General features: G+C 36.6%; 20 protein-coding genes and 1 tRNA gene. 10 read left to right on the top strand and 11 right to left on the bottom strand.

All coding sequences use genetic code 11. The features are described from left to right. Window positions 1-25 precede the first annotated feature (25 nt). The 6 genes from opp1B to GQ596_RS07915 all read left to right on the top strand — a co-directional run bounded on the left by opp1B (window position 26) and on the right by GQ596_RS07915 (window position 6,818). A complete protein-coding gene (gene opp1B, locus GQ596_RS07940) occupies window positions 26-970 on the top strand; it encodes a nickel/cobalt ABC transporter permease (RefSeq protein ID WP_160401140.1) in 945 nt (314 codons plus the stop codon). After that, window positions 967-1,797, top strand: coding sequence for a nickel/cobalt ABC transporter permease (gene opp1C / locus GQ596_RS07935; protein WP_160401139.1), 831 nt, complete (start codon window positions 967-969; stop codon window positions 1,795-1,797). Before opp1B ends, opp1C begins: the two co-directional genes overlap by 4 nt. Next, window positions 1,794-2,660, top strand: a complete 867-nt coding sequence (locus tag GQ596_RS07930; protein ID WP_160401138.1) for an ABC transporter ATP-binding protein — start codon at window positions 1,794-1,796, stop codon at window positions 2,658-2,660. Before opp1C ends, GQ596_RS07930 begins: the two co-directional genes overlap by 4 nt. Continuing rightward, the gene (locus tag GQ596_RS07925; RefSeq protein WP_160401137.1) at window positions 2,661-3,440 is read left to right on the top strand and encodes an ABC transporter ATP-binding protein; all 780 of its coding nucleotides are present in this window, start codon (window positions 2,661-2,663) and stop codon (window positions 3,438-3,440) included. A gap of 3 nt (window positions 3,441-3,443) precedes the next feature. Then, the gene (locus tag GQ596_RS07920) at window positions 3,444-4,769 is read left to right on the top strand and encodes an MATE family efflux transporter (RefSeq protein ID WP_160401136.1); all 1,326 of its coding nucleotides are present in this window, start codon (window positions 3,444-3,446) and stop codon (window positions 4,767-4,769) included. Between the two features lie 402 nt (window positions 4,770-5,171). Next, window positions 5,172-6,818, top strand: coding sequence for a hypothetical protein (locus GQ596_RS07915; RefSeq protein WP_160401135.1), 1,647 nt, complete (start codon window positions 5,172-5,174; stop codon window positions 6,816-6,818). 452 nt (window positions 6,819-7,270) lie between these two features. Here the strand turns inward: GQ596_RS07915 and grcA are convergent, their stop codons facing one another. Beyond that, window positions 7,271-7,654: an autonomous glycyl radical cofactor GrcA gene (grcA, locus tag GQ596_RS07910; RefSeq protein ID WP_160401134.1), complete on the bottom strand. Its 384-nt coding sequence runs from the start codon at window positions 7,652-7,654 to the stop codon at window positions 7,271-7,273. Between the two features lie 204 nt (window positions 7,655-7,858). On the opposite strand from grcA, the gene ung reads away from it, so the two are divergent. The 4 genes from ung (at window position 7,859) to GQ596_RS07890 (ending at window position 11,716) form a co-directional block, all read left to right on the top strand. Continuing rightward, a complete protein-coding gene (gene ung, locus GQ596_RS07905; RefSeq protein WP_160401133.1) occupies window positions 7,859-8,548 on the top strand; it encodes a uracil-DNA glycosylase in 690 nt (229 codons plus the stop codon). After that, window positions 8,545-9,549 (top strand): gluconate operon transcriptional repressor GntR, encoded by a 1,005-nt coding sequence (gntR, locus tag GQ596_RS07900; RefSeq protein ID WP_160401132.1) that lies wholly within the window; start codon window positions 8,545-8,547, stop codon window positions 9,547-9,549. The genes ung and gntR overlap by 4 nt, the downstream gene beginning before the upstream one ends. A 178-nt stretch (window positions 9,550-9,727) precedes the next feature. Beyond that, window positions 9,728-10,354 (top strand): uracil phosphoribosyltransferase, encoded by a 627-nt coding sequence (gene upp / locus GQ596_RS07895; RefSeq protein ID WP_160401131.1) that lies wholly within the window; start codon window positions 9,728-9,730, stop codon window positions 10,352-10,354. A gap of 93 nt (window positions 10,355-10,447) precedes the next feature. After that, entirely contained in the window at window positions 10,448-11,716 is a 1,269-nt protein-coding gene (locus GQ596_RS07890) for a uracil-xanthine permease family protein (RefSeq protein WP_202113769.1), read from the top strand. A gap of 324 nt (window positions 11,717-12,040) precedes the next feature. Here GQ596_RS07890 and lysS read toward each other — a convergent pair whose 3' ends face one another. From lysS to GQ596_RS07840, 10 genes are all read right to left on the bottom strand, one after another. After that, the gene (gene lysS / locus GQ596_RS07885) at window positions 12,041-13,558 is read right to left on the bottom strand and encodes a lysine--tRNA ligase (RefSeq protein ID WP_160401130.1); all 1,518 of its coding nucleotides are present in this window, start codon (window positions 13,556-13,558) and stop codon (window positions 12,041-12,043) included. Between the two features lie 30 nt (window positions 13,559-13,588). Next, window positions 13,589-14,687, bottom strand: a protein-coding gene (gene prfB / locus GQ596_RS07880) for a peptide chain release factor 2 (protein ID WP_160401129.1) whose coding sequence is annotated in 2 segments (ribosomal slippage) — window positions 13,589-14,611 and window positions 14,613-14,687 — 1,098 coding nt in all. Because the reading frame shifts where the segments join, the coding sequence is not laid out codon by codon here. Between the two features lie 178 nt (window positions 14,688-14,865). Continuing rightward, window positions 14,866-15,489 (bottom strand): Fe-Mn family superoxide dismutase, encoded by a 624-nt coding sequence (locus tag GQ596_RS07875; protein ID WP_160401128.1) that lies wholly within the window; start codon window positions 15,487-15,489, stop codon window positions 14,866-14,868. A 106-nt stretch (window positions 15,490-15,595) separates the two neighbouring features. Next, window positions 15,596-16,423 (bottom strand): VanW family protein, encoded by an 828-nt coding sequence (locus GQ596_RS07870; protein WP_160401127.1) that lies wholly within the window; start codon window positions 16,421-16,423, stop codon window positions 15,596-15,598. A 36-nt stretch (window positions 16,424-16,459) separates the two neighbouring features. Beyond that, window positions 16,460-17,188: a type 1 glutamine amidotransferase gene (locus GQ596_RS07865; RefSeq protein ID WP_160401126.1), complete on the bottom strand. Its 729-nt coding sequence runs from the start codon at window positions 17,186-17,188 to the stop codon at window positions 16,460-16,462. Between the two features lie 203 nt (window positions 17,189-17,391). Next, window positions 17,392-17,467: transfer RNA gene (locus GQ596_RS07860), tRNA-Asn, on the bottom strand. Between the two features lie 97 nt (window positions 17,468-17,564). Next, on the bottom strand, window positions 17,565-18,140 hold the full coding sequence (locus tag GQ596_RS07855) for a YiiX/YebB-like N1pC/P60 family cysteine hydrolase (RefSeq protein ID WP_160401125.1): 576 nt from the start codon (window positions 18,138-18,140) through the stop codon (window positions 17,565-17,567). After that, window positions 18,124-18,711 (bottom strand): biotin transporter BioY, encoded by a 588-nt coding sequence (locus GQ596_RS07850; protein WP_160401124.1) that lies wholly within the window; start codon window positions 18,709-18,711, stop codon window positions 18,124-18,126. The genes GQ596_RS07855 and GQ596_RS07850 overlap by 17 nt, the downstream gene beginning before the upstream one ends. 152 nt (window positions 18,712-18,863) lie before the next feature. Further along, complete coding sequence (locus GQ596_RS07845; RefSeq protein WP_160401123.1) at window positions 18,864-19,496, bottom strand: MBL fold metallo-hydrolase; 633 nt, start codon at window positions 19,494-19,496, stop codon at window positions 18,864-18,866. A gap of 4 nt (window positions 19,497-19,500) precedes the next feature. After that, window positions 19,501-20,904, bottom strand: a complete 1,404-nt coding sequence (locus GQ596_RS07840) for a DHA2 family efflux MFS transporter permease subunit (protein WP_160401122.1) — start codon at window positions 20,902-20,904, stop codon at window positions 19,501-19,503. Window positions 20,905-20,936 lie beyond the last annotated feature (32 nt).

Genomic DNA, 20,936 nt, shown 5'->3' with positions numbered 1-20,936 from the left:
TTGTTGATTTTATTATTTAATAATAATGTTAAATTATATTTTCAAACGTCTAATTATGATGATACCGATTCTTATCGGTATCTCATTTATCGCATTTTTACTGATTAATTTAGCACCTTCAGATCCTGCCGAAGTTGCATTACGCCTAAACGAAATTATGCCAACGCCTGAAGCCATTGAAAGTATGCGCCAAGAGCTTGGTTTAAATGAACCTTTTTGGTATCGTTATTTTAACTGGCTGTATAACGTCTTTCATCTCGATTTTGGTCGCTCATTTACTCATCGAGACAGATTTGTTTGGGATGAGATGATCCGCAGTTTAAAACCAACACTTATTTTAGCTACATCGTCCTTTGTTTTTACCCTTATTATTAGTTTAGTTTTTGGCATACTCTGCGCCATTTTTGCTAATTCTGCGTTTGATCGGATTTTGCGTATCATTATCTTCTTAGGTACAGCGATGCCAAGCTATTGGCTTGGGTTATTATTTATTTGGTTATTTGCCAATTATCTTGATCTATTGCCAACTAATGGTTATGGTTCTTGGCAAAACTTAGTTTTACCTACAATGACATTATCGTTTGTATATATTTCTACTTACATTCGCTTTATTCGTAATAACATGATTGAAAACATGCATAATTATTTTATTTTTTATGCTCGTAGTCGTGGGTTAAAAGAACGCACAATTATTTTAAAACATGTATTAGTCAATTCATTACAAACCACCATCACCGCATTAGGTATGACCATTCCGCAATTAATTGCGGGTTCGTTTGTTGTTGAGTATATATTTTCTTGGCCAGGGCTTGGGCGGTTGTGTATTTCTGCAATAATGAATCGAGATTACCCTGTTATTCAAGCTTATATCTTATTGATGGCTATTTTATTTGTTGTTTGTAATTTTATTGTGGATGTTTTACACCTATTACTTGATCCACGATTAAAAGAGAGTGGTAGCCTTTCATGAACCAACTTAAGCAACTGTTCAAAAATAAAATAGCATTATGCTGTTTAACGATTATTGGTGTGATTATTGTTTTAGGTATTTTAGCCCCTTATATTGCTCCATTTGATCCAAATAAAGTTCGCATTGTGCGCAAATATGCATCGGTTTCTGCTCAGCATTGGTTTGGTTGTGATCATTTAGGTCGGGATATCTTTTCTCGGTTACTTTATGGCATTCGCTCAACGCTATTTTTGTCGATATTGACCATGGCAATAACAATTGTTATTGGAACGATCATTGGGCTTATTTCAGGCTATAAAAGAGGTAAACTTGATGAATGTATTATGCGCCTTTGCGATATCATGCTTTCTTTTCCAAGTCAGGTAATGATACTAGCCATTGTCGGCGTGCTTGGGGTGGGTATTGAAAACGTAATTATTGCTAATATTGTTGTCAAATGGGCTTGGTATAGCCGAATGATTCGTAGTTCTGTAATCAAGTATAGCCGTAAAAACTATATTCTTTTCTCACGCACAATTGGTGCTCCTCATTTTTTTATTATTCGGCGCCACTTGCTACCTAATATAATGTCTGAACTTGTTGTGCTTGCTACACTCGATACAGGGTGGGTCATTTTAAACATTTCGGCACTTTCTTTTATTGGATTAGGTGTACAAGCACCCACCGCAGAATGGGGATTGATGTTAAGCGAAGCCAAAAACGTAATGATTCAGCACCCGATGCAAATGGTCTTTCCGGGGATGGCTATTTTGATTGTGGTTGCTGCATTTAATATGCTAGGGGATTGTTTGCGAGATATTTTAGATCCAAAGGAAAAAACAGCATGAGTGACACATTGCTTACAGTTAACAATCTCACCGTAACACTAGATAACTGCAAGCCACTATTAAATAATATTTCATTTCATCTAAAGCATCATCAATGTTTAGGTATTGTTGGTGAAAGTGGTAGTGGCAAAAGCTTAACATGCAAAGCGATTATGGGGTTGTTAGAACCTTATTTTTCAGTTCAAGGGCAAATCCTGTTTTCACCCCAAAAAACACGACTTAAGTTACAACAAAATGGCGATTTGTTAAAACAAAACAACGAAACATTACGTTTCATTCGTGGTAATGTGATTTCGGTCATTTTACAGCACCCAATGAGTGCTTTTGATCCGCTTTACTGTGTTGGTAAACAAGTTGTTGAAACGCTATTGGCTCATCAACCAACCACTAAAAATCAAGCCGTAACTAAAACGCTTAATATGCTAACAGATATCGGTCTTGATAATCCTAAACAAATTTATAATCGATACCCTCACCAGTTAAGTGGTGGTATGCTACAACGAATAATGATTGGTATTGCTCTGATGCTTGAACCCGAGCTAATTATTGCCGATGAACCAACAACTGCATTAGATTCAATTAGCCAATTTCATATTCTAAAAATATTTGAACAAATTAAACAACAATCCAAAACATCCATGATATTTATCTCACATGATTTAGGCGTTATTCACCATATAGCCGATCACATTTTGGTAATGAACAAAGGGACCATTGTGGAACAAGGAAGTCGAGATCATATTTTTTATCATTCTAAAAATGATTATACTCAATATTTAATTAATGCTCGTAAGCAATTATTAGCCAAATTTAATTGTGTTGTTCAACCCAATTATATGACACCTAATTCGGAGACAATCTAAATGCCACCGTTATTACAACTTGAGCATGTAAAAAAATCGTTTTTACAACCCAATCAAGGCTTACTTGGTCGCAAAAAAATATCGGTAATTAATGATGTCTCGTTTTCATTATATCAAGGTCAGTGTTTGGGGATTATTGGGGAAAGTGGCAGTGGTAAAAGTACCCTAGGTAAACTGATTTTAGGGCTTGAAAAGCCAGATAGTGGAAACATTTACTTTAATGGATTTGATACATCTCAACGCATTTGGCGAAAATCCTCAATGCGGCGTGATATTAGTGCCGTATTTCAAGACTATAATGCATCAGTTAACCCTTATTTTACTACCGCTGAAATTATTGCTGAACCTATTGATATTTATGAAAAAATATCAACCAAAGAACGTCAAAAACGAATTGATGCACTGTTAGAACAAGTCGGGTTAGATCACTCTTTTTATCACCGCTTTCCTCATGAAATGAGTGGCGGTCAATTGCAACGGATTTGTATTGCACGGGCGATTGCTTGCTCACCTAAATTTATTCTATTTGACGAAGCAGTCAGTTCGTTAGATATATCAGTACAAACTCAAATTTTATCTTTACTTGCCGATTTACAAAAACAGCTAAACCTGACCACGATTTTTATCACTCATGATTTAACGACCATCACTTATTTGTGCGATAAGGTAATCTTTTTTTATCAAGGACAAATTGTTGAGCAGGTGGATAATATTTCTCAATTAAGCCAAATCAATCACCCTTATTCTAAACAACTTCTTGAATCTATTTTAGGATTTTAGATTATGACCCCATCTTCAAATTCAAACAAACAATACCATTTTAAAGACTACCTTGCGCTAGTTATCCCCTTTATTATTTCAACAATCACAACGCCATTGCTTGGCGTGGTTGATACTGCTTTAGTTGGTCACTTACCTAATCCTGCCTTTATTGCGGGTATTGCTGTGGGCACCGTGATTTTTAATACTATTTATTGGCTATTTGGCTTTTTACGAGTCAGCACCACAGGGTTTTCAGCGCAAGCATTAGATGATCCTATTTTATTAAGATCCTCGCTTATTCGTCCGCTTTTTATTGCCATTTTATTAGGTATTGTTTTTATTATTTTTCAAAGCCTAATATTTAATACCGCCATGCAACTTATAAAACCAAATGAAGAAGTAAAACACCACGCCCACACCTATTTTACTATTCTAATTTGGGGGGCACCTTTTGTTTTAATCAATTATGTTTTAGTGGGTTGGTTAATGGGCATGGCAAAAATAAAAGCGGTTTTGTTTTTGCAAGTATTAATCAATTTACTTAACATTGTTATGGCTGCCACGTTTGTTTGGGGTTTTCATTTTGATATTCAAGGTGTCGCTTTTGCTACGCTTAGTGCACAAATCATCTGTACACTATTGGGCATTTGGTTTATTTATGCCTATCTACCCAAAACCGAGCAAAAAACAGATTTCAAAGCCATATTATCTTGGCAATCTTTAAAAGGGGTAATTTTAGTTAATACCAATTTAATGATTCGAACTATCTGTTTGCTTATTGTTACCAACCATTTTATCTCGATTGGCTCTCGTTTTAATACTGAAGTATTAGCCGCTAATGCGGTTTTATTTCAAATCCACTATTTAATGGCTTACTTATTTGATGGTTTTGCCAATGCATCGAGTGTTTTTAGTGGTAAAGCTAAAGGAACAAAAGACATCACGTTATACAATCAAACACTACGTTGGTCATTGCTATCATGCCTTATTTGTCCTGTTGTTTTGATAGCGATTTGGTTGGGATTTGATTCAATGATTATTCGGTTGCTCACTAATCAAACCGACATTATTAACCTATGTACTGAATATCAATACTGGCTTATTGTATTCCCTATTGTGGTTGCTGGCGGGCTTATTTATTATGGCGTATTTTCGGGAATTAGCTATACATCGTCTATTCGTGACTCAATGATTTTAGCGCTATTGCTATGGTTCATTGCACAATATCTATTTGTACCCATTTGGGGCAATCATGGGTTATGGCTCTCTTATAGTTTATTTAGCGCAGGGAGAACACTCTTTTTAGTCATCTGGATTAAAAAATCCAAAAATAATATTATGTTTTAAAGTCATCTAACAAATACGCAATAGGTTTAGCTATTGCGTATGTTAATATCAAATTAAGTGTAAGTAACAAAACTTAAAGACACAAATGCCATCTATTTTTGTTTTTTATTAATAATATTTTTCGTCAAAAATTGGTCAGGAAAGGTATTGATTTTATTGAAGTTTTTATAGATCGTTTTTATCAAACAAAAATGTTCCCCCAAAAAAACCAAAGCAACGCCCTCTTAACCCCAACAATTCTTTACAATAAATTAACAAAAAAAGTGGCGAACTATTCACCATCAAGTTATAATTTTTAAGCTTTTTCAGGCAATGAATCGCTTATTAATTAGGCGAGCAATTATAAAAATTCAAATAAAACAAGAAATTACTTGACAAGGAAATAAAAATGCATTACCATGGTTGGCATCTGGCATCTGGCATCTGGCCTGCCAAACCTATGCCCTAAATCTTATTGATTCACACAGTGGTCAAAAACAGGCGCCACAGTTATTTTCATCATTGAGGTCATTTCGCGTAGCGAAATCGACGCCGTCATCGGCCATATTTTCGGCAAAATTATCGCCGATATCCAAGTGGTTATCCAAACCGCCATTACTATTTAAACCTTCATTGTTATCTAAATCCGCATTATTCTTTGCGCCATTGTTGTTATTGTCATATACGCAGGATACAGAGGCGTTAACGGCTTATACATCAAGGGTAATAGAGGGTAGTGCGCCGTATTTAACGTTCGATGGAGGGCGGACAAAATTAACTAATACAGACAGTTTATTGTCAATAAAGTTGCAGGATGGCACGGTATACACAAGGTCAACCAACCCGTCTACGCCAAGCAATCCAATCAGGTTGCCATATGTAGGGAGTAACTTAAGTCATATAGATATGATAGTTCCGCCATCACGGAGTTCAATCACCATGAATGATTTAGTTACTCAGGGAAATTGGGGAGATGATGATGGAGATGGACAGGTAACGGCATCAGGGAGTATATCGGTAACGTTTAAGGATAAAAACGGTAATACGGTTAATCGCAGCGATGCATTAAGTATATGCGGTGCCCCTTACAAGGTAACGCTAACAAGCTCAGGTGGCACATTAAGTACGCAGTATGGTGTGCCAAGGAGTAGTAGTTTTAGTGGTGCTGCGGTGGATTATTATATTGCTCCATATGATAATGTGGGTATTTGTGCGGTCAGGCCGAATTTGTTGTATGGTGGAACAACTGGCATTGATTCTGGGGACGACCCCCGCTACGCAGGCCCAGCTAACATATGGTCTCCTACTAAGGGCTTTTTAGTTCAGTCAACAAACTCATCATCTTACGAGTTAAACTTTCCTACTACAGGAGCAGATGGTTTGTATTTTGATTTGGATATAGGTGGATTAGATGGAAGTCAGTTAACTTGGTCTCCAGTCACTCATAGTGGAATAACCGCAACGGTGAGATGGACAAGGCCGTTAACAGGGACATTCACAGCCTCAAATGGGTTTACTATCCAAGCTGATGAATGGATTAGGAATAAATCAAAAAATGTAGCACGGGTAACGTTGCATGGTCCTAGGGCAAGTTATAGTCAAATAAACTCAAGTAGTCCAAGTTCACTTACACGTCCACCTTTGCCACAGACGTTTGAGTTGGTCGGTAGGGATAGAAGTGGTAATGAGGTGAAGTATGGATTTGTGTTAAAGCAGTGGTTCGTCAATCGGAGTAGTCAAACAGCTAACGCTTCTACTCAAACAGCATGGTGTAGAAGTTTGGGTTATCGAATGCCTAAGGTAAGGGATTTAACCAATTCAAACTATCAAAATTTAGGCGCCTCACCTCGCTCATCAGATAATCATTACATGCGCCACATAGGCGCAGGATTTTTCACGGAGTGGGGCTCCATGCGCCACTACGCTGCTGCAGACTTCGTCGAACGCTACGACACCGGCTACTGGACGAGCGACGCGGCAGGTAGCCGCCAGCTCCCTGTCTACTCGTCCATGGGCAAAGTCCGCATCATCTTTTCCAGCTATAGTTACGCTGTTTGCACCGCACCTTAGCTTTTAGCGTTTAGTTCTTAATCCTTAGGGCGCGGAAGGGGGTTACGGTGCCTGAGAGGACAATATAACAAAGAATAAAGCCCCATCCTGTAAGGTTGGGGCTTTTAATCAACATAAAATAACCAAGCAGTTGGTTGTCATAGTGTGGTAAGTGTTTGCAGTGTGCTTTAATAAAGCCGTGTTAATTTAATTAATGGACACGCTTAACACCAAAATACGCACCTTAATTGCCACTCCCTGACCGGTGCGATTGATTTTTGGTTTATCCCCACCCAAACAACCCACTGACTTGGTTATTAAAAAACGTAACAAATCATCACCCAAATTTAACATTCCTTAGCAAAAAGTTGTCAGGAAAGGTATTGATTTTATTTAAGTTTTTTTTGGCGATTTTTCCGAAAACGCCATAAAAAAGCCAGCTTTTGCTGGGCTTTTTTATTTAAATCAACTAATTAGATTTTAGTTGTGAATGTACGAGCAATAACGTCGCGTTGTTGTTCAGCAGTTAGTGAGTTAAAACGTACTGCATATCCAGAAACACGAATGGTTAATTGTGGATATTTTTCTGGATGTTGAACAGCGTCTTCTAAAGTTTCACGACGAAGAACGTTAACGTTTAAATGTTGACCACCTTCAACTTTAATAGTTGGTGCAACGTCTAATGGTACTTCACGATATTCGAATTGACCAAGTTCTGCAGTTGGGATAATTTGGTCTTCTTTATAAACTGATTTAGCTGCAACACAACGAGCTTCTTTAGTTGTGTCATCTAATAACCAAAAAGAGTTAAGAAGTGCAGCGTTGTTTGCTTTAGTAATTTGGATACCTGTAATCATTTTAAATCCTCCTAACGGGCTTTATTGCCCTAAAATAACTAAGGTTAATATAGCACTTTAAAAATTTGATTAAAGTCAAAAAAAGCTATTGATTCGATAAGTAATACCTTTAATTTTAATTTTTGCTTTTGTTGGGTTATTATGTCTTAAGCTGAATTAGCTTTTGCTAAGCAATATAGGCATTATCAATAAGTGGTATAAAATATGACGACAAATTTAACTTGGCATGATGTTATCGGGGGTGAAAAAGAAAAGCCCTATTTTCAACAAATAATGCAATTTGTGGCTTCAGAGCGAGCCAATGGCAAAGTTATTTATCCTCCTCAGCATGATGTTTTTAATGCGTTTCGTTTTACGCCATTTGATAATATTAAAGTGGTTATTATTGGTCAGGATCCGTATCATGGTCCTAATCAGGCTCATGGTTTATCTTTTTCTGTGTTACCGGGTGTTAAACCACCACCATCGTTATTGAATATTTATAAAGAGCTATCAACAGATATTGATGGTTTTGAGATGCCTTCTCATGGTTATTTAGCTTCTTGGGCGACTCAAGGTGTGTTGTTGTTAAATAATGTACTAACGGTTGAAGCAGGGCAAGCGCATTCTCACGCTAAAATTGGTTGGGAAACCTTTACCGATCATGTTATTGCGACAATTGATCAGTATCTTGAAGGCGTTGTTTTTTTGTTGTGGGGATCACCTGCACAAAAAAAAGGGCAATTTATTAATCGGCAAAAACATCATGTTTTGACCTCTGTGCATCCGTCACCGTTGTCTGCTCATCGGGGCTTTTTTGGTTGTAAGCACTTTTCTAAAGCAAATGATATTATTGTGCAACAAGGTAAAATCCCCATTGATTGGCAACCAAAACTACCGGAAAATCATAAATGAGTGGGAATAAAAAACGTCGAACAAGTTTGCAAGAGATCGCCAATTTAATTGGGATTAGTAAAATGACGGTAAGTCGTTTTTTGCGTGATCCCAATTTGGTGTCTAAACCTCTTCAATTACAAATTTCAGCTGCGATTGATGAGCTTGGTTATATTCCTAATAAAGCACCTGATATGCTGTCTAATGCAAAAAGTAATGCCATCGGGGTTGTGTTTCCTTCTTTAACCAATCAGGTTTTTGCCGATATTCTAAAAGGTATTGAAATGGTGACTGATGCTAGAGGGTATCAAACCATGATTACTCATACTGGATACAGTGCAGAAAAAGAAGAGTCCCGTTTGCGTTCATTACTTTCGTATAATATTGATGGTTTGATTTTAACCGAAAGAACACATACTCCCGCAACATTAAAGATGATCGAAATGGCTGGCGTGCCAGTGGTTGAGATTATGGATAGTGTTTCGCCTTGTATTGATATGGCGGTTGGGTTTGATAACTTTACGGCTACTAGAAATATGATCCATCGCATGATAGCTAAAGGGCGGCGTAATATTGTTTATTTTAGTGCAAGGCAAGATCAGCGTAGTATTATTCGTCAAAAAGGTTATGAAAAGGCTATGGAAGAGGCCGGACTAACGCCAAGAACGTTAGCGACTAAGGAAGCGTCATCTTATAAGTTAGGGGCTAGATTTTTACAGCAAATTTTAATCGAGTTCCCTTGTGTTGATGGTATTTTTAGTACTAATGATGACTTGGCTTTAGGTGTATTACTTGAGTGCCAACGGATGGGAATTGACGTGCCAAAACAAATAGCGATTGTTGGCTTTCATGGACATCAAATTGGTCAATTTATGAATCCGAAATTAGCTTCTATACAAACACCAAGAGTTGAAATGGGGAAAATTGCCGCAGAACTGTTATTAAAACGAATTAATGGTGAAAAAGTAGAGCAAAAAGTGATTGATTTGCCTGTTGAGTATTTAGATGGTGAGAGCATTTGATTAAACAATTTTTGATCAAATATTTTTGATAAAATAGTAGTTAATATTAAAATCGATTTTACTTTGTGTTGCTTGTGGATTCTCGGTTTTCATAAAGTAAGTTCTATGCTAGAATTACCGCTCAGTGGTTATTTATACCAACTAACAGATTATAGAAAATAACACTGAGGTTCCCCCCATGAAAATAGTTGAAGTTAAACATCCCCTCGTTCGTCATAAAATTGGTTTAATGCGTGAACACGATATTAGCACTAAAGACTTCCGCGATCTTGCCAGTGAAGTTGGCAGTTTATTAACGTATGAAGCCACAGCGGATCTTCCTACCGAAAAAGTCACCATAAATGGTTGGTGTGGACCTGTTGAAGTTGAACAAATTAAAGGTAAAAAAATTACGGTTGTGCCTATTTTGCGTGCGGGCTTAGGTATGATGGATGGTGTGCTTGAGCATATTCCAAGTGCGCGTATTAGTGTTGTGGGGTTTTATCGTAACGAAGAAACGCTTGAACCAGTTCCTTATTTCCAAAAACTAACCTCGGATATTGAAGAGCGAATGGCTTTAGTTGTTGATCCAATGTTAGCAACTGGTGGGTCAATGGTGGCAACCATTGATTTGCTTAAAAAAGCAGGTTGTAAAAATATTAAGGTATTAGTGTTAGTGGCTGCGCCAGAAGGTATCAAGGTATTAGAAAAAGCGCATCCTGACGTTGAACTTTATACCGCATCGATTGATGAAAGATTGAACGAAAAAGGTTATATATTGCCAGGACTTGGCGATGCAGGAGACAAAATCTTCGGCACAAAATAAAATCTCAATTTTTAGACCGGTTAAGCCGGTTTTTTTATGCTTGTAAATCAAGTAAGTTAGATAACAAACTTAGTTAAGTAAGAGAGGCGAGATGTGAACAACGTCACAACAGATAAAACAAAAAATATAACATCACAGCATAAGCATTCATGGCAAGATATTTTTACCGGCGCACAGATGTTATTTGTCGCCTTTGGGGCTTTGGTATTAGTTCCCCTTTTAACAAAATTAAACCCAAATGTCGCTCTTTTTACTGCTGGTGTTGGTACGTTGTTATTTCAACTGACAACTAAAGGTAAAGTTCCTGTATTTTTAGCGTCATCATTTGCTTTTATTGCCCCTATCTCATTTGGTGTTGCTCAATGGGGCGTTCCTGCCACTTTAGGCGGTTTAGTGGCTGCGGGTTTTGTTTTTATGTTTTTTGCTTTTTTAGTAAAAATCAATGGTAGCCATATTATTGACCGTATATTACCACCAGTTGTAACTGGTCCAATTATTATGGTTATTGGTTTATCACTTGCACCTGTTGCGGTAGGAATGGCAATGGGTAAAGACATTAAGGTGCCAGTCGAAAATTATCAATTAATTATAATATCCATGAGTTCATTATTAACGACTTTAATTGTGGCAATTTGGGCAAAAGGGTTTTTAAAATTATTACCTATTATTGCGGGTATTGTAGTTGGATATACGCTCTCTTGTGTGTTTGGTATTGTCAATTTCCAGCCAATTATTGACGCACCATGGTTTAAAGTACCCGATTTCACGTTTCCTGAGTTTCATTGGCAAGCAATTTTATATATGATTCCAATTGTTATTGCACCAACCATTGAGCATGTAGGTGATATTATGGCGATTGGTTCGGTAACGGGTAAAGATTATACTCGTGATCCCGGTTTGCAACGCACATTATTAGGTGATGGATTTGCAACTTCGGTTGCCGGCCTTTTTGGTGGACCACCTTGTATTACTTATGCTGAAGTAATTGGCGCTGTAACCTTAACCCGAAATTTTAAAACTCGCGTAATGACATGGGCAGCGGTTTGGGCTATTTTAATGTCTTTTGTTGGTAAGATTGGTGCATTTTTAAGTTCAATTCCAACGGTGGTTATGGGCGGTATTATGGTGTTGCTATTTGGCTCTATTGCATCAGTAGGTATTAATATTTTAATCAAACATAAAGTCGATCTGTCTGTATCACGTAATATGTGTATTGTTTCACTAGTTTTGGTGTTTGGTATTGGTGGTATGATTTTTGACTTTGGATCATATGCATTACAAGGTATAAGCTTGTGTGGAATTTTAGCCATTGTATTAAACCTGATCTTACCTCATCAAGAAAAGTCGACTAATACTCATTAAATTCCTTATATATCGTTGGTTATTTTTATAGCCAACGATATTGATAATATCACTGTATTAACCTGTCACTTTTTGGCTTTGCCATTTGTTTAGGGTAAGTCAGTTTTATGTATTTTTAATTGAATGGTAGTTATGTCTGTTTTAACAAATAACTGCTGTAAATTAATAATAAATCACGAAACGGTACAGACTCCTGAATATTTTTTACAAGAACATGATCTAAAAAACAATCAGTTGTTTGTTAAAACAATTTCAGGAAAGTATGTGTTTGAGTATAAAAACACACTTATCAAAAAATAAGTGTGTTTTTAGTGATAAGCGGTTTTATTTGATTGGACGCATGGTTGGGAATAAAATAACGTCACGAATCGTGTGACTATTAGTAAATAGCATCACAGTACGGTCAATACCGATCCCAAGCCCTGCCGTTGGCGGTAAGCCGTGTTCAAGTGCGGTGATGTAATCTTCATCATAGAACATCGCTTCATCATCTCCGGCATCTTTTTGTGATACCTGATCGGCAAAGCGTTGAGCTTGATCTTCGGCATCGTTAAGTTCTGAGAATCCATTGCCAATTTCACGACCACCAATAAAGAACTCGAATCGGTCTGTTACAAATGGGTTTTCGTCGTTACGGCGAGCAAGCGGTGATACTTCTGCTGGGTATTCGGTAATAAAAGTTGGTTGAATTAAGTTTGATTCAGCCACTTCTTCAAAAATTTCAGTCACAACACGACCAAGTCCCCAACCTTTTTCAATTTTAATGCCAATTGACTGTGCAATAGCACAAGCTTTATCAAAATCATCTAAGTCTGCATTATTGGTTTCTGGACGGTAATGGCAAATAGCCTCACGCATGGTCATTTTGACAAAAGGTTTACCAAAATCAAAAGTATGATCGCCATATTGCACAACCGCATCGCCTGTTACTGCAATTGCTAAACGACGGAATAATGCTTCTGTTAATACGATCAGATCTTTGTAATCAGCATAAGCCATGTACATTTCCATCATGGTAAATTCTGGGTTATGCCTTGGCGATACACCTTCGTTACGGAAGTTACGGTTGATCTCAAATACTCGCTCAAAACCACCTACGACTAAACGTTTTAAGTAAAGTTCAGGTGCAATACGCATATACATGTCTAAATCAAGCGCATTGTGATGTGTAATAAATGGTTTAGCTGATGCACCACCCGGAATTACCTGCATCATTGGCGTTTCAACTTCCATAAAGTGGTTTTCAATCATAAAGTTACGAATTTCGCTGACTACTTTTGAACGTGCTTTAAACGTTTCTCTTGATTCTTGATTGGTGATAAGATCTAAGTAACGTTGACGATAACGCATCTCTTGATCAGCAAGTCCATGAAACTTATCTGGTAATGGGCGAAGTGCTTTGGTCAGTAAACGAATTTCTTCACAGTGAATAGAAAGCTCACCTGTTTTAGTTTTAAATAGGTAACCTTTAGCACCAACAATGTCCCCTAAATCCCACTTTTTAAATTGTTCATTATAAAAACCTTCTGGTAAATCATCACGGGTAACGTAAAGTTGGATTTGCCCAGCAACATCTTGTAAAGAAACAAACGAGGCTTTACCCATAATACGACGCATCATCATACGTCCTGCCACCGTTACGGTAATTTTCTGTTCAATAAGCTCTTCGTTGGTTTTATCGCCATATTGTTGATGAAGATCGTTTGAAATCGCATCACGGCGAAAATCATTAGGAAATGCAATACCTTGTTCACGAAGCTGTGCGAGCTTTTCACGACGTACTTTTAGTTCGTTATTTAACTCTTCAATTTGGTTTTGTTGATCTTGCTGCTGTGTTGACATAGTTTTACCTTTTATTTATAACCAAGCGGTTTATAAACCTGCTTTTAAGCTTTCTTCAATAAATTGATCTAAATCGCCATCTAATACGGCTTGCGTATTACGGGTTTCGACGCCTGTGCGTAAATCTTTAATGCGTGAATCATCAAGCACATAAGATCGAATTTGACTTCCCCAACCAATGTCAGACTTGTTTTCTTCCATTTGCTGTTTTTCGGCATTCTTTTTTTGCATTTCAAGCTCATACAGTTTTGCTTTTAACTGTTTCATGGCTTGATCTTTATTGCTGTGTTGTGATCGGTTATTTTGGCACTGTGTTACAATGCCTGTTGGAACATGGGTAATACGTACTGCAGACTCGGTTTTATTAACATGTTGACCACCAGCTCCCGATGCTCGGTAAACATCAATACGAAGATCGGCTGGATTAATATCAATATCAATATCGTCATCAATTTCAGGATACACAAACACTGAAGCAAACGAAGTATGACGTCGATTACCCGAATCAAATGGACTTTTTCGTACTAAACGATGAACCCCTGTCTCGGTGCGTAACCAACCATAAGCATAATCACCCGATACTTTAATTGTTGCTGATTTGATGCCAGCAACATCGCCATCTGAAACTTCCATTACTTCGGTTGTAAAGCCTTTTGATTCAGCCCAACGTAAATACATTCTAAGTAACATTTCAGCCCAATCTTGCGCTTCTGTGCCCCCAGAACCTGATTGAATATCCAAATAACAATCTGCACTGTCGTAATTGCCTGAAAACATTCGTCGAAACTCAAGCCCTGCTAATTTTTTTTCTAATTGTTCAAGTTCGAACAGGGTTTCGTCAAAGGTGTCTTGATCTTCGGCTTCGATAGCCAGTTCAAGCAAGCCTTCTACATCATCAAGACCTTGATTTAACGAGTTGATCGTGTTGATGATTTCGTCAAGTGCAACGCGTTCTTTACCTAATGCTTGTGCTTTTTCAGGATCGGCCCAAACTTCGGCTTGTTCTAGTTCGGCATTAACTTCTTCTAGCCGTTCTTTTTTGACATCATAGTCAAAGATACCCCCGAATCACAGCAGTGCGCTCGGTAAGTTCAGCTATTTTGGTTTTTACTGGATTAACTTCAAACATATTTTTATTTGGATTTTATTGGCTTTGATTTTTTTAAGAATCGCTCATTGTAGCGGATTTAGGCATGATTTAGCAATGACCAATTTTAGGTCTGTAAGGTTAACTTATTGATAAATTAAAAAATAAAAATGACGCATAATACGTCATTTTTAATAAAAATTTATTTTTATAATAATTATTATTTAGCTTGAGCATAAAGTTCGGCAACTTTATCCCAGTTGACTACATTCCAAAAGGCACCGATGTAATCAACACGGCGATTTTGATATTTTAAGTAATAAGCGTGTTCCCAAACATCAAGCGTTAAAATTGGCGTACCAGAAACACCCGCAAATTTTTCGCCCATAATTGGAGAATCTTGATTAGCAGTAGATACAACAGCAAGTTTGCCATTTTGTAGTACTAACCAAGCCCAACCTGAACCAAAGCGAGTGGCTGCCGCTGCTGCAAATTTTTCTTTAAACGCATCAACCGAACCAAAATCCTTTTCGATTGCTGCTTTAAGTTCACCTTTAAGCTCGGTACCAACTTTTAACAGTTCCCAGAATAAGGTGTGGTTAACATGTCCACCCACATTATTTTTGATAGCGGTTAATTTGTCAGCGGGGACTTTATCTAAATTTTTTAATAATTCGCTTGGGCATAATTCTTTTAGTTCAGCAGACAATGATTCAATCGCCGCATTCGCATTATTCACATAAGTTTGATGATGCTTGTCATGATGAAGATGCATGGTTTCTGAATCGATATAAGGTTCTAATGCATCATAAGCATAAGGTAGGGGCGGTAAAGTATAAGCCATGGTATTGTTCCTTTCTGGTATTATTAACTGCTTTATTCCAGCAGTATACGGGCTATTGAAATTACTAACAATCTATTAGATAGATAGCTAATGACTATCTATTTTATTAACTTTCATTATTTTTTAAATAGGGTATATACATCATAATGGCGTGATTTTCACTAATTAACTTTTCTTCAACGTGATTGTCAATTAAATGTGTTTTACGTTGCCATATTTTATTATGTCTGGTGTACCCTCCCCACCATTGTTGTTCAATGCGGTGATCGGTCTCAAAAACTTGATAAGTATAAGATAAAGGCGTATCAGCAAGTAATTCGCCATGTAAATATTCATCATCAAGCCAAAGATTAAGTCGATAAGTGGTATTGGTTTTGTTTAGTAATTGTAAATCCACATAGTTATACGATAAAGTTGCACCACAGGCGAACGGAATGGTACGATTAACATCAGGAAAAACATCAAAGCTATGTCGCCAACGCTCAACTATAGTCAAATCAGAATGTAATACAATCCAATAAATTAAGTTACCTAATTGGCACAAACCGCCGCCAATATCTTTACCAATTTGTCCATTATGCAGTGATAATCCTTCTAGAAATCCTCGACGTTTTGATGGGCGTCCTACTTTGTGCCAGATCGAAAACCGTTGATTCGGTTTTATGATTGAGCCATTGAGTTTTTCAATCGCTAAACGAAGATTTGTGATTTTGTTGTACTGTAAATACATATCAACGTCTTTTAATTGGCGTAACAAAACAGACCGGTGTTTTTTATGTGAATAACGGCATGTATTGTCATTAATATCAACCACACTATAGGATTTGCGCTGTCGCCACCAATCAAGTTTGCGTTTTAATATAAAGTACTCTTTGCCTAATTTTAGTCTTAAATTGCTGCGTTTTTCTGGTTTTTCAACAGCACTATTTTGCATAATATTTAATTTCCTTATCTGTAAATATCTAAAGTTTTATTTATTTAATGATGCTTGATAGTGTTGGCTTAGCTTATTAAGAAATTTGTAAAGTGTTTGATTCATTTCAGTGTAATCATGAGAACGAAGCTTATCTGGTGTATCAACAAAGCGATATTTTTCAGCTTGGCTAAGCTCTTTTTGTGAATGAGCAATAAGCGCTTCAACGATATTTGGGGTAAATTCCAAATGGCATTGAAAGCCATAGACAAGTTTATCATAAGCAATGATTTGACGAGGACACCCTTCACTATAAGCGATGATTTGGGCGTTATTGGTTAAACCTGGCATATCATTGTGCCAATGTCCTACCGCTAAGGTATGATCAAAGTCAGCAAATAGAGGATGTTCTTTGCCGATTTGCGTTAATGTAATCGGGAATTTACCAATTTCTTTTTCGGGACTTTGAGTATGACTTGCACCTAATGCCTCACCAATTAATTGTGCCCCTAAACACACTCCAATAACCATTTTACCGGCATTTATTGCCGATAAAATAACGGTTTGTTCTGCCTGTGAATCAAAATAAGCACACTCTTGTTTGGTTGTTGATGGAGATTGAGGACCACCCATGATAATTAGTAAATCAATACCATTAACGCTTTTCGGCAGTGATTCGCCAAGATAAACACGAGAGTAAGTTATTGTGTGATGATGATTTATTGCCCATTGCTCATAAGCCCCCGGTGCTTCAAAATCTTCATGAATAATAAAATGGATATGCATTGGTAAATTCTCCCGTTCTATCAATATGATGATTGGATAAAATCTATATCGTTAATTTTGATAAAGTTACTAAAATAGTATGAACAAGTTATTTACAAATACAATAGTATTTTTTAGATAAATAGAATAAATAATTTTTAAGAAACAAATCGATATGTTGATAGTTTTTATGGGAAAATAAAGGAGGTTAGTTTTTTGAAAGTTGGCTCCTCCAACAGGACTTGAACCTGTGACATACGGATTAACAGTCCGCCGTTCTACCGACTGAACTATGGAGGAACCGAAATGTAGCGCGCATATTATAGATTTAATGGCGCTATGTCAATAGTTAAATTATTTGAAATGCTTTTTTGTGTAAAATTTCCTCTTTTTATTATTATTCAAGTGTTAGGATTGTCTTGAATAAATGGCGTTGTCTGAGTAATTGTTGTGGGTGTGATCCTAGTTCTTGTTGTGGAATAACCTGATTTAGATCTCGATAATAATCAACCCAATAAGACAAAATTTCATTTGTTGTTAAGTCATTAAAATTCATCGGATATAATGCAAAATAGTCATTACCTTGTTCAGTTTTAAAGGCATAAGTAATCAGTTCGCTACAATAAAAGCCATCTGCATTGGGATGAAAGCTGTGATTGTAAGGTGAACCTAAGCATTGTTTTACTCGTCTTAGTGCATTTTGAATAACAACTAAGTCATGGATTCTACCAATGATATTGTGCTTAGCTGCACAAATAAAATTAGTCAATGATTGTTCAATCACGCCATAGTTTTGTGTTGCTTCAATGACAATATTATTTCCAACGTATAAACCAACATGATTAATGCTTTTGGTTATTTCATCTATGTTTGGTACTGCTCCTGAACGGCTTACAGCACCATTAAAAGCATTATTTTTTTTAAGGCTTTGGAAGATAATATCTCCGCATTGGATATTATTGTTTTTTAGCACGATAACGCCATAGTGAAAACATTACACAAGTCGCGATAATAAATTTAAGCGCATCAACACCAACAAATGGCAGATACCCCACTTTTAAAGCGTCAATAAGCGTAATGTGTAAATAACCCATTAAATAGACAACACCAAATACAAATAACAATTGATGCGCGCAAGCGAATGCAATTAATCCTAAAATAAAGTGACGATCATAACCCTTTTCAGCTGCAAAACCTGCTAAATAGGCACTAAATACATAGCCATATAAGTAACCTGAAGAAGGTGATGCTAACGCTATAATTCCACCACTACCATTGGCAAATAGTGGTAACCCAATCGCCCCTAAAAAAAGGTATTGAATTATTGTTAATGCACCTAACTTACGACCTAAAAAAGCGCCAATTAACAAAACGGATAATGATTGTAATGTAAAAGGCACGGGATAAGTTGGTATGCTAATATTAGCTGCCAGTCCTAAAAGGAGCGCTGCACTGGTGGTGGTTAATAGTTTACGTTGCCAAGAAGATAAATTTACCAGGGTTGTGATAAATGTTGGATAATATGAAGTGGATTGTTGTTTCATTGCTTTCTACCTTTGATATATAAATAGTAAATCAATAATAGCGCAATACATTTCAATGTAAACTGTTTTTTGTTTAAATTGTTTACATTGAAATTAAAATAGTTGCTATTCCCTATAAAATAAAGGATACGATAACAACGTGAATATTTAATTTAAACTAAATAAGGATTGCTGTTCCGTTCATAACCAAAACTTGACATTGGGCCGTGTCCTGGTACAAAAAGAAAGTTATCACCAAGTGGAAATAACTTATTTTTTATGGACGAAATTAAATCAGTATAGTTACCACGAGGAAAATCAGTTCTCCCTATACTGCCTTTAAATAATACATCACCAACAAAGGCTAGTGTGTCTGAATGATTAATAAAAACAATGTGTCCCGGTGTATGTCCCGGACAAAAAAGTACGTCAAGTTCAATTTTACCAACTTGAATTTTATCGCCTTCCTTTAACCAGTGATTTGGTAAAAAACTTTCAATATGAGGAAAGCCAAATTGTATACATTGTTGTGGCAAATTGGTGAATAGAAATTCATCTTCGGCACTAGATCCCATTATTCTTACATGATAATGTTTAGCCAACTCGGCTGCTGCACCAACATGATCTAAATGTCCATGGGTTAATAAAATTTGCTTAATATTAACGCCTAGCTTCTCAACTGCTTTTTTCAAGAGTTCGGGTTCGCCACCGGGATCGATAATTGCACCTTCCATCGTTTCATCACACCAAATAATGCTACAATTTTCTTGAAAAGCGGTAACGGGGATGATTTGGTATTGGAACATAGATTTATCTCCTTGTTTCTTGGTGATGAGTAGTTAGATTTTGTCCGTCTTCTTTTTTTAGTTGTGCGAAAATAAAGCTTGATAGCACTGTAACTACTCCAAGTATAACAAATGTTAATTGAAATGCGTGAAGAGTACTCGTTGAGTTGCTAATCAATCGCAGTAAAACTGCGCCAAAACCTGTACCAAAACTGATTGCTAATTGTTGATTTACTGCCATTAAACTATTGCCACTACTTGTATTATCTTTTTCTAAGTTAGCAAGAGTTATGCTATTCATGGCAGTATATTGCATGGAATTGATGCCGCCGATACAAAATAGCAATAAACCGATAAGGATAAGAGGTGTCGATAAATTTAACTGGGACATTAAAACAATCATTATACCAGCTAAAATTGTATTGGTAATGAGTACGAAGCGGTAACCTAAACGCGCTAAAATACGTGGAATAAATATTCGGGTACAAAGTGAAGCAATAGCCATTGGCACTAGCATAATACCAGCAAAGATAGCAGAGTAGCCAAATCCTATTTGTAATAATAACGGAATTAGAAAAGGTACACCTGATATTCCTAATCGGCAAACTAGATTGCCAATAATACCGATTTTGAATGTTCGAATCTTAAAGAGTGATAATGGAAATAAAGGGTTGTGTTTCTTTCTTGCATACCTGCGATAAATCAATAAAAATAGTAGGCAGATTATTGCAAGTAGTAATGGAACAGGGTATGTCTGATCTTGGCTTAAAATTTCGACACTTAACGTGGCACTTATAAAGCTAATAACAATAAAGATAAAGCCAAATAAGTCAAAAGGCATATGTTGACCTTTTAAATTAGGCATATATTTCCAACTGATTATCACACCTAAAATACCAATGGGTAAATTAATAAAAAATACCCAATGCCAACTGACCACATCAACCAAATATCCCCCCAAAACTGGCCCCAAAACAGGACCGATTAAACCTGGAATTGTGGCAGTATTTAAAGCTGCTAAAAAATCACTACGCTTAAAAGATTTTATCAATACTAAACGTGATATAGGTACCATCATCGAGCCACCAATACCTTGAATTACTCGTGATATATCTAAAAAAATTAAAGAATTGGATAAAGCGCAAAGTAGTGATCCTAACGTAAATAGTGAGACGGCCATAACAAAGATATTTCTAGTACCAAATTTATCCGATAAAAAGCCACTAACAGGAATAAATAAAGCTAAGGTTAAAGCATAACTTATCACAGCAGACTGCATGTTTAAGGGCGACTCATTAAGATCCCTTGCCATGGTAGGTAGTGCGGTATTTAATATCGAGGTGTCGAGCGATTGCATAAAAAAAGCAAATGCCGCAATCCATGGTAATATGCGATACACAAAAGGGGAAAACTGTGATTCACTATTCATTTTAATTTAGCCTAAAATAATTTAAATGCTAT

Source organism: Gilliamella sp. Pra-s60, from assembly GCF_009795755.1.
Taxonomy (GTDB): Bacteria; Pseudomonadota; Gammaproteobacteria; order Enterobacterales; family Orbaceae; genus Gilliamella.
This window is presented reverse-complemented; position numbering and strand designations above follow the sequence as displayed.

Excerpts from the sequence above, each read along its gene's own strand:
- opp1B (WP_160401140.1), top strand. The coding sequence starts at position 26 with ATGTTAAATTATATTTTCAAACGTCTAATTATGATGATACCGATTCTT.
- opp1C (WP_160401139.1), top strand. The coding sequence starts at position 967 with ATGAACCAACTTAAGCAACTGTTCAAAAATAAAATAGCATTATGCTGT.
- GQ596_RS07930 (WP_160401138.1), top strand. The coding sequence starts at position 1,794 with ATGAGTGACACATTGCTTACAGTTAACAATCTCACCGTAACACTAGAT.
- GQ596_RS07925 (WP_160401137.1), top strand. The coding sequence starts at position 2,661 with ATGCCACCGTTATTACAACTTGAGCATGTAAAAAAATCGTTTTTACAA.
- GQ596_RS07920 (WP_160401136.1), top strand. The coding sequence starts at position 3,444 with ATGACCCCATCTTCAAATTCAAACAAACAATACCATTTTAAAGACTAC.
- grcA (WP_160401134.1), bottom strand. The coding sequence starts at position 7,654 with ATGATTACAGGTATCCAAATTACTAAAGCAAACAACGCTGCACTTCTT.
- ung (WP_160401133.1), top strand. The coding sequence starts at position 7,859 with ATGACGACAAATTTAACTTGGCATGATGTTATCGGGGGTGAAAAAGAA.
- gntR (WP_160401132.1), top strand. The coding sequence starts at position 8,545 with ATGAGTGGGAATAAAAAACGTCGAACAAGTTTGCAAGAGATCGCCAAT.
- upp (WP_160401131.1), top strand. The coding sequence starts at position 9,728 with ATGAAAATAGTTGAAGTTAAACATCCCCTCGTTCGTCATAAAATTGGT.
- lysS (WP_160401130.1), bottom strand. The coding sequence starts at position 13,558 with ATGTCAACACAGCAGCAAGATCAACAAAACCAAATTGAAGAGTTAAAT.
- GQ596_RS07875 (WP_160401128.1), bottom strand. The coding sequence starts at position 15,489 with ATGGCTTATACTTTACCGCCCCTACCTTATGCTTATGATGCATTAGAA.
- GQ596_RS07870 (WP_160401127.1), bottom strand. The coding sequence starts at position 16,423 with ATGCAAAATAGTGCTGTTGAAAAACCAGAAAAACGCAGCAATTTAAGA.
- GQ596_RS07865 (WP_160401126.1), bottom strand. The coding sequence starts at position 17,188 with ATGCATATCCATTTTATTATTCATGAAGATTTTGAAGCACCGGGGGCT.
- GQ596_RS07850 (WP_160401124.1), bottom strand. The coding sequence starts at position 18,711 with ATGAAACAACAATCCACTTCATATTATCCAACATTTATCACAACCCTG.
- GQ596_RS07845 (WP_160401123.1), bottom strand. The coding sequence starts at position 19,496 with ATGTTCCAATACCAAATCATCCCCGTTACCGCTTTTCAAGAAAATTGT.
- GQ596_RS07840 (WP_160401122.1), bottom strand. The coding sequence starts at position 20,904 with ATGAATAGTGAATCACAGTTTTCCCCTTTTGTGTATCGCATATTACCA.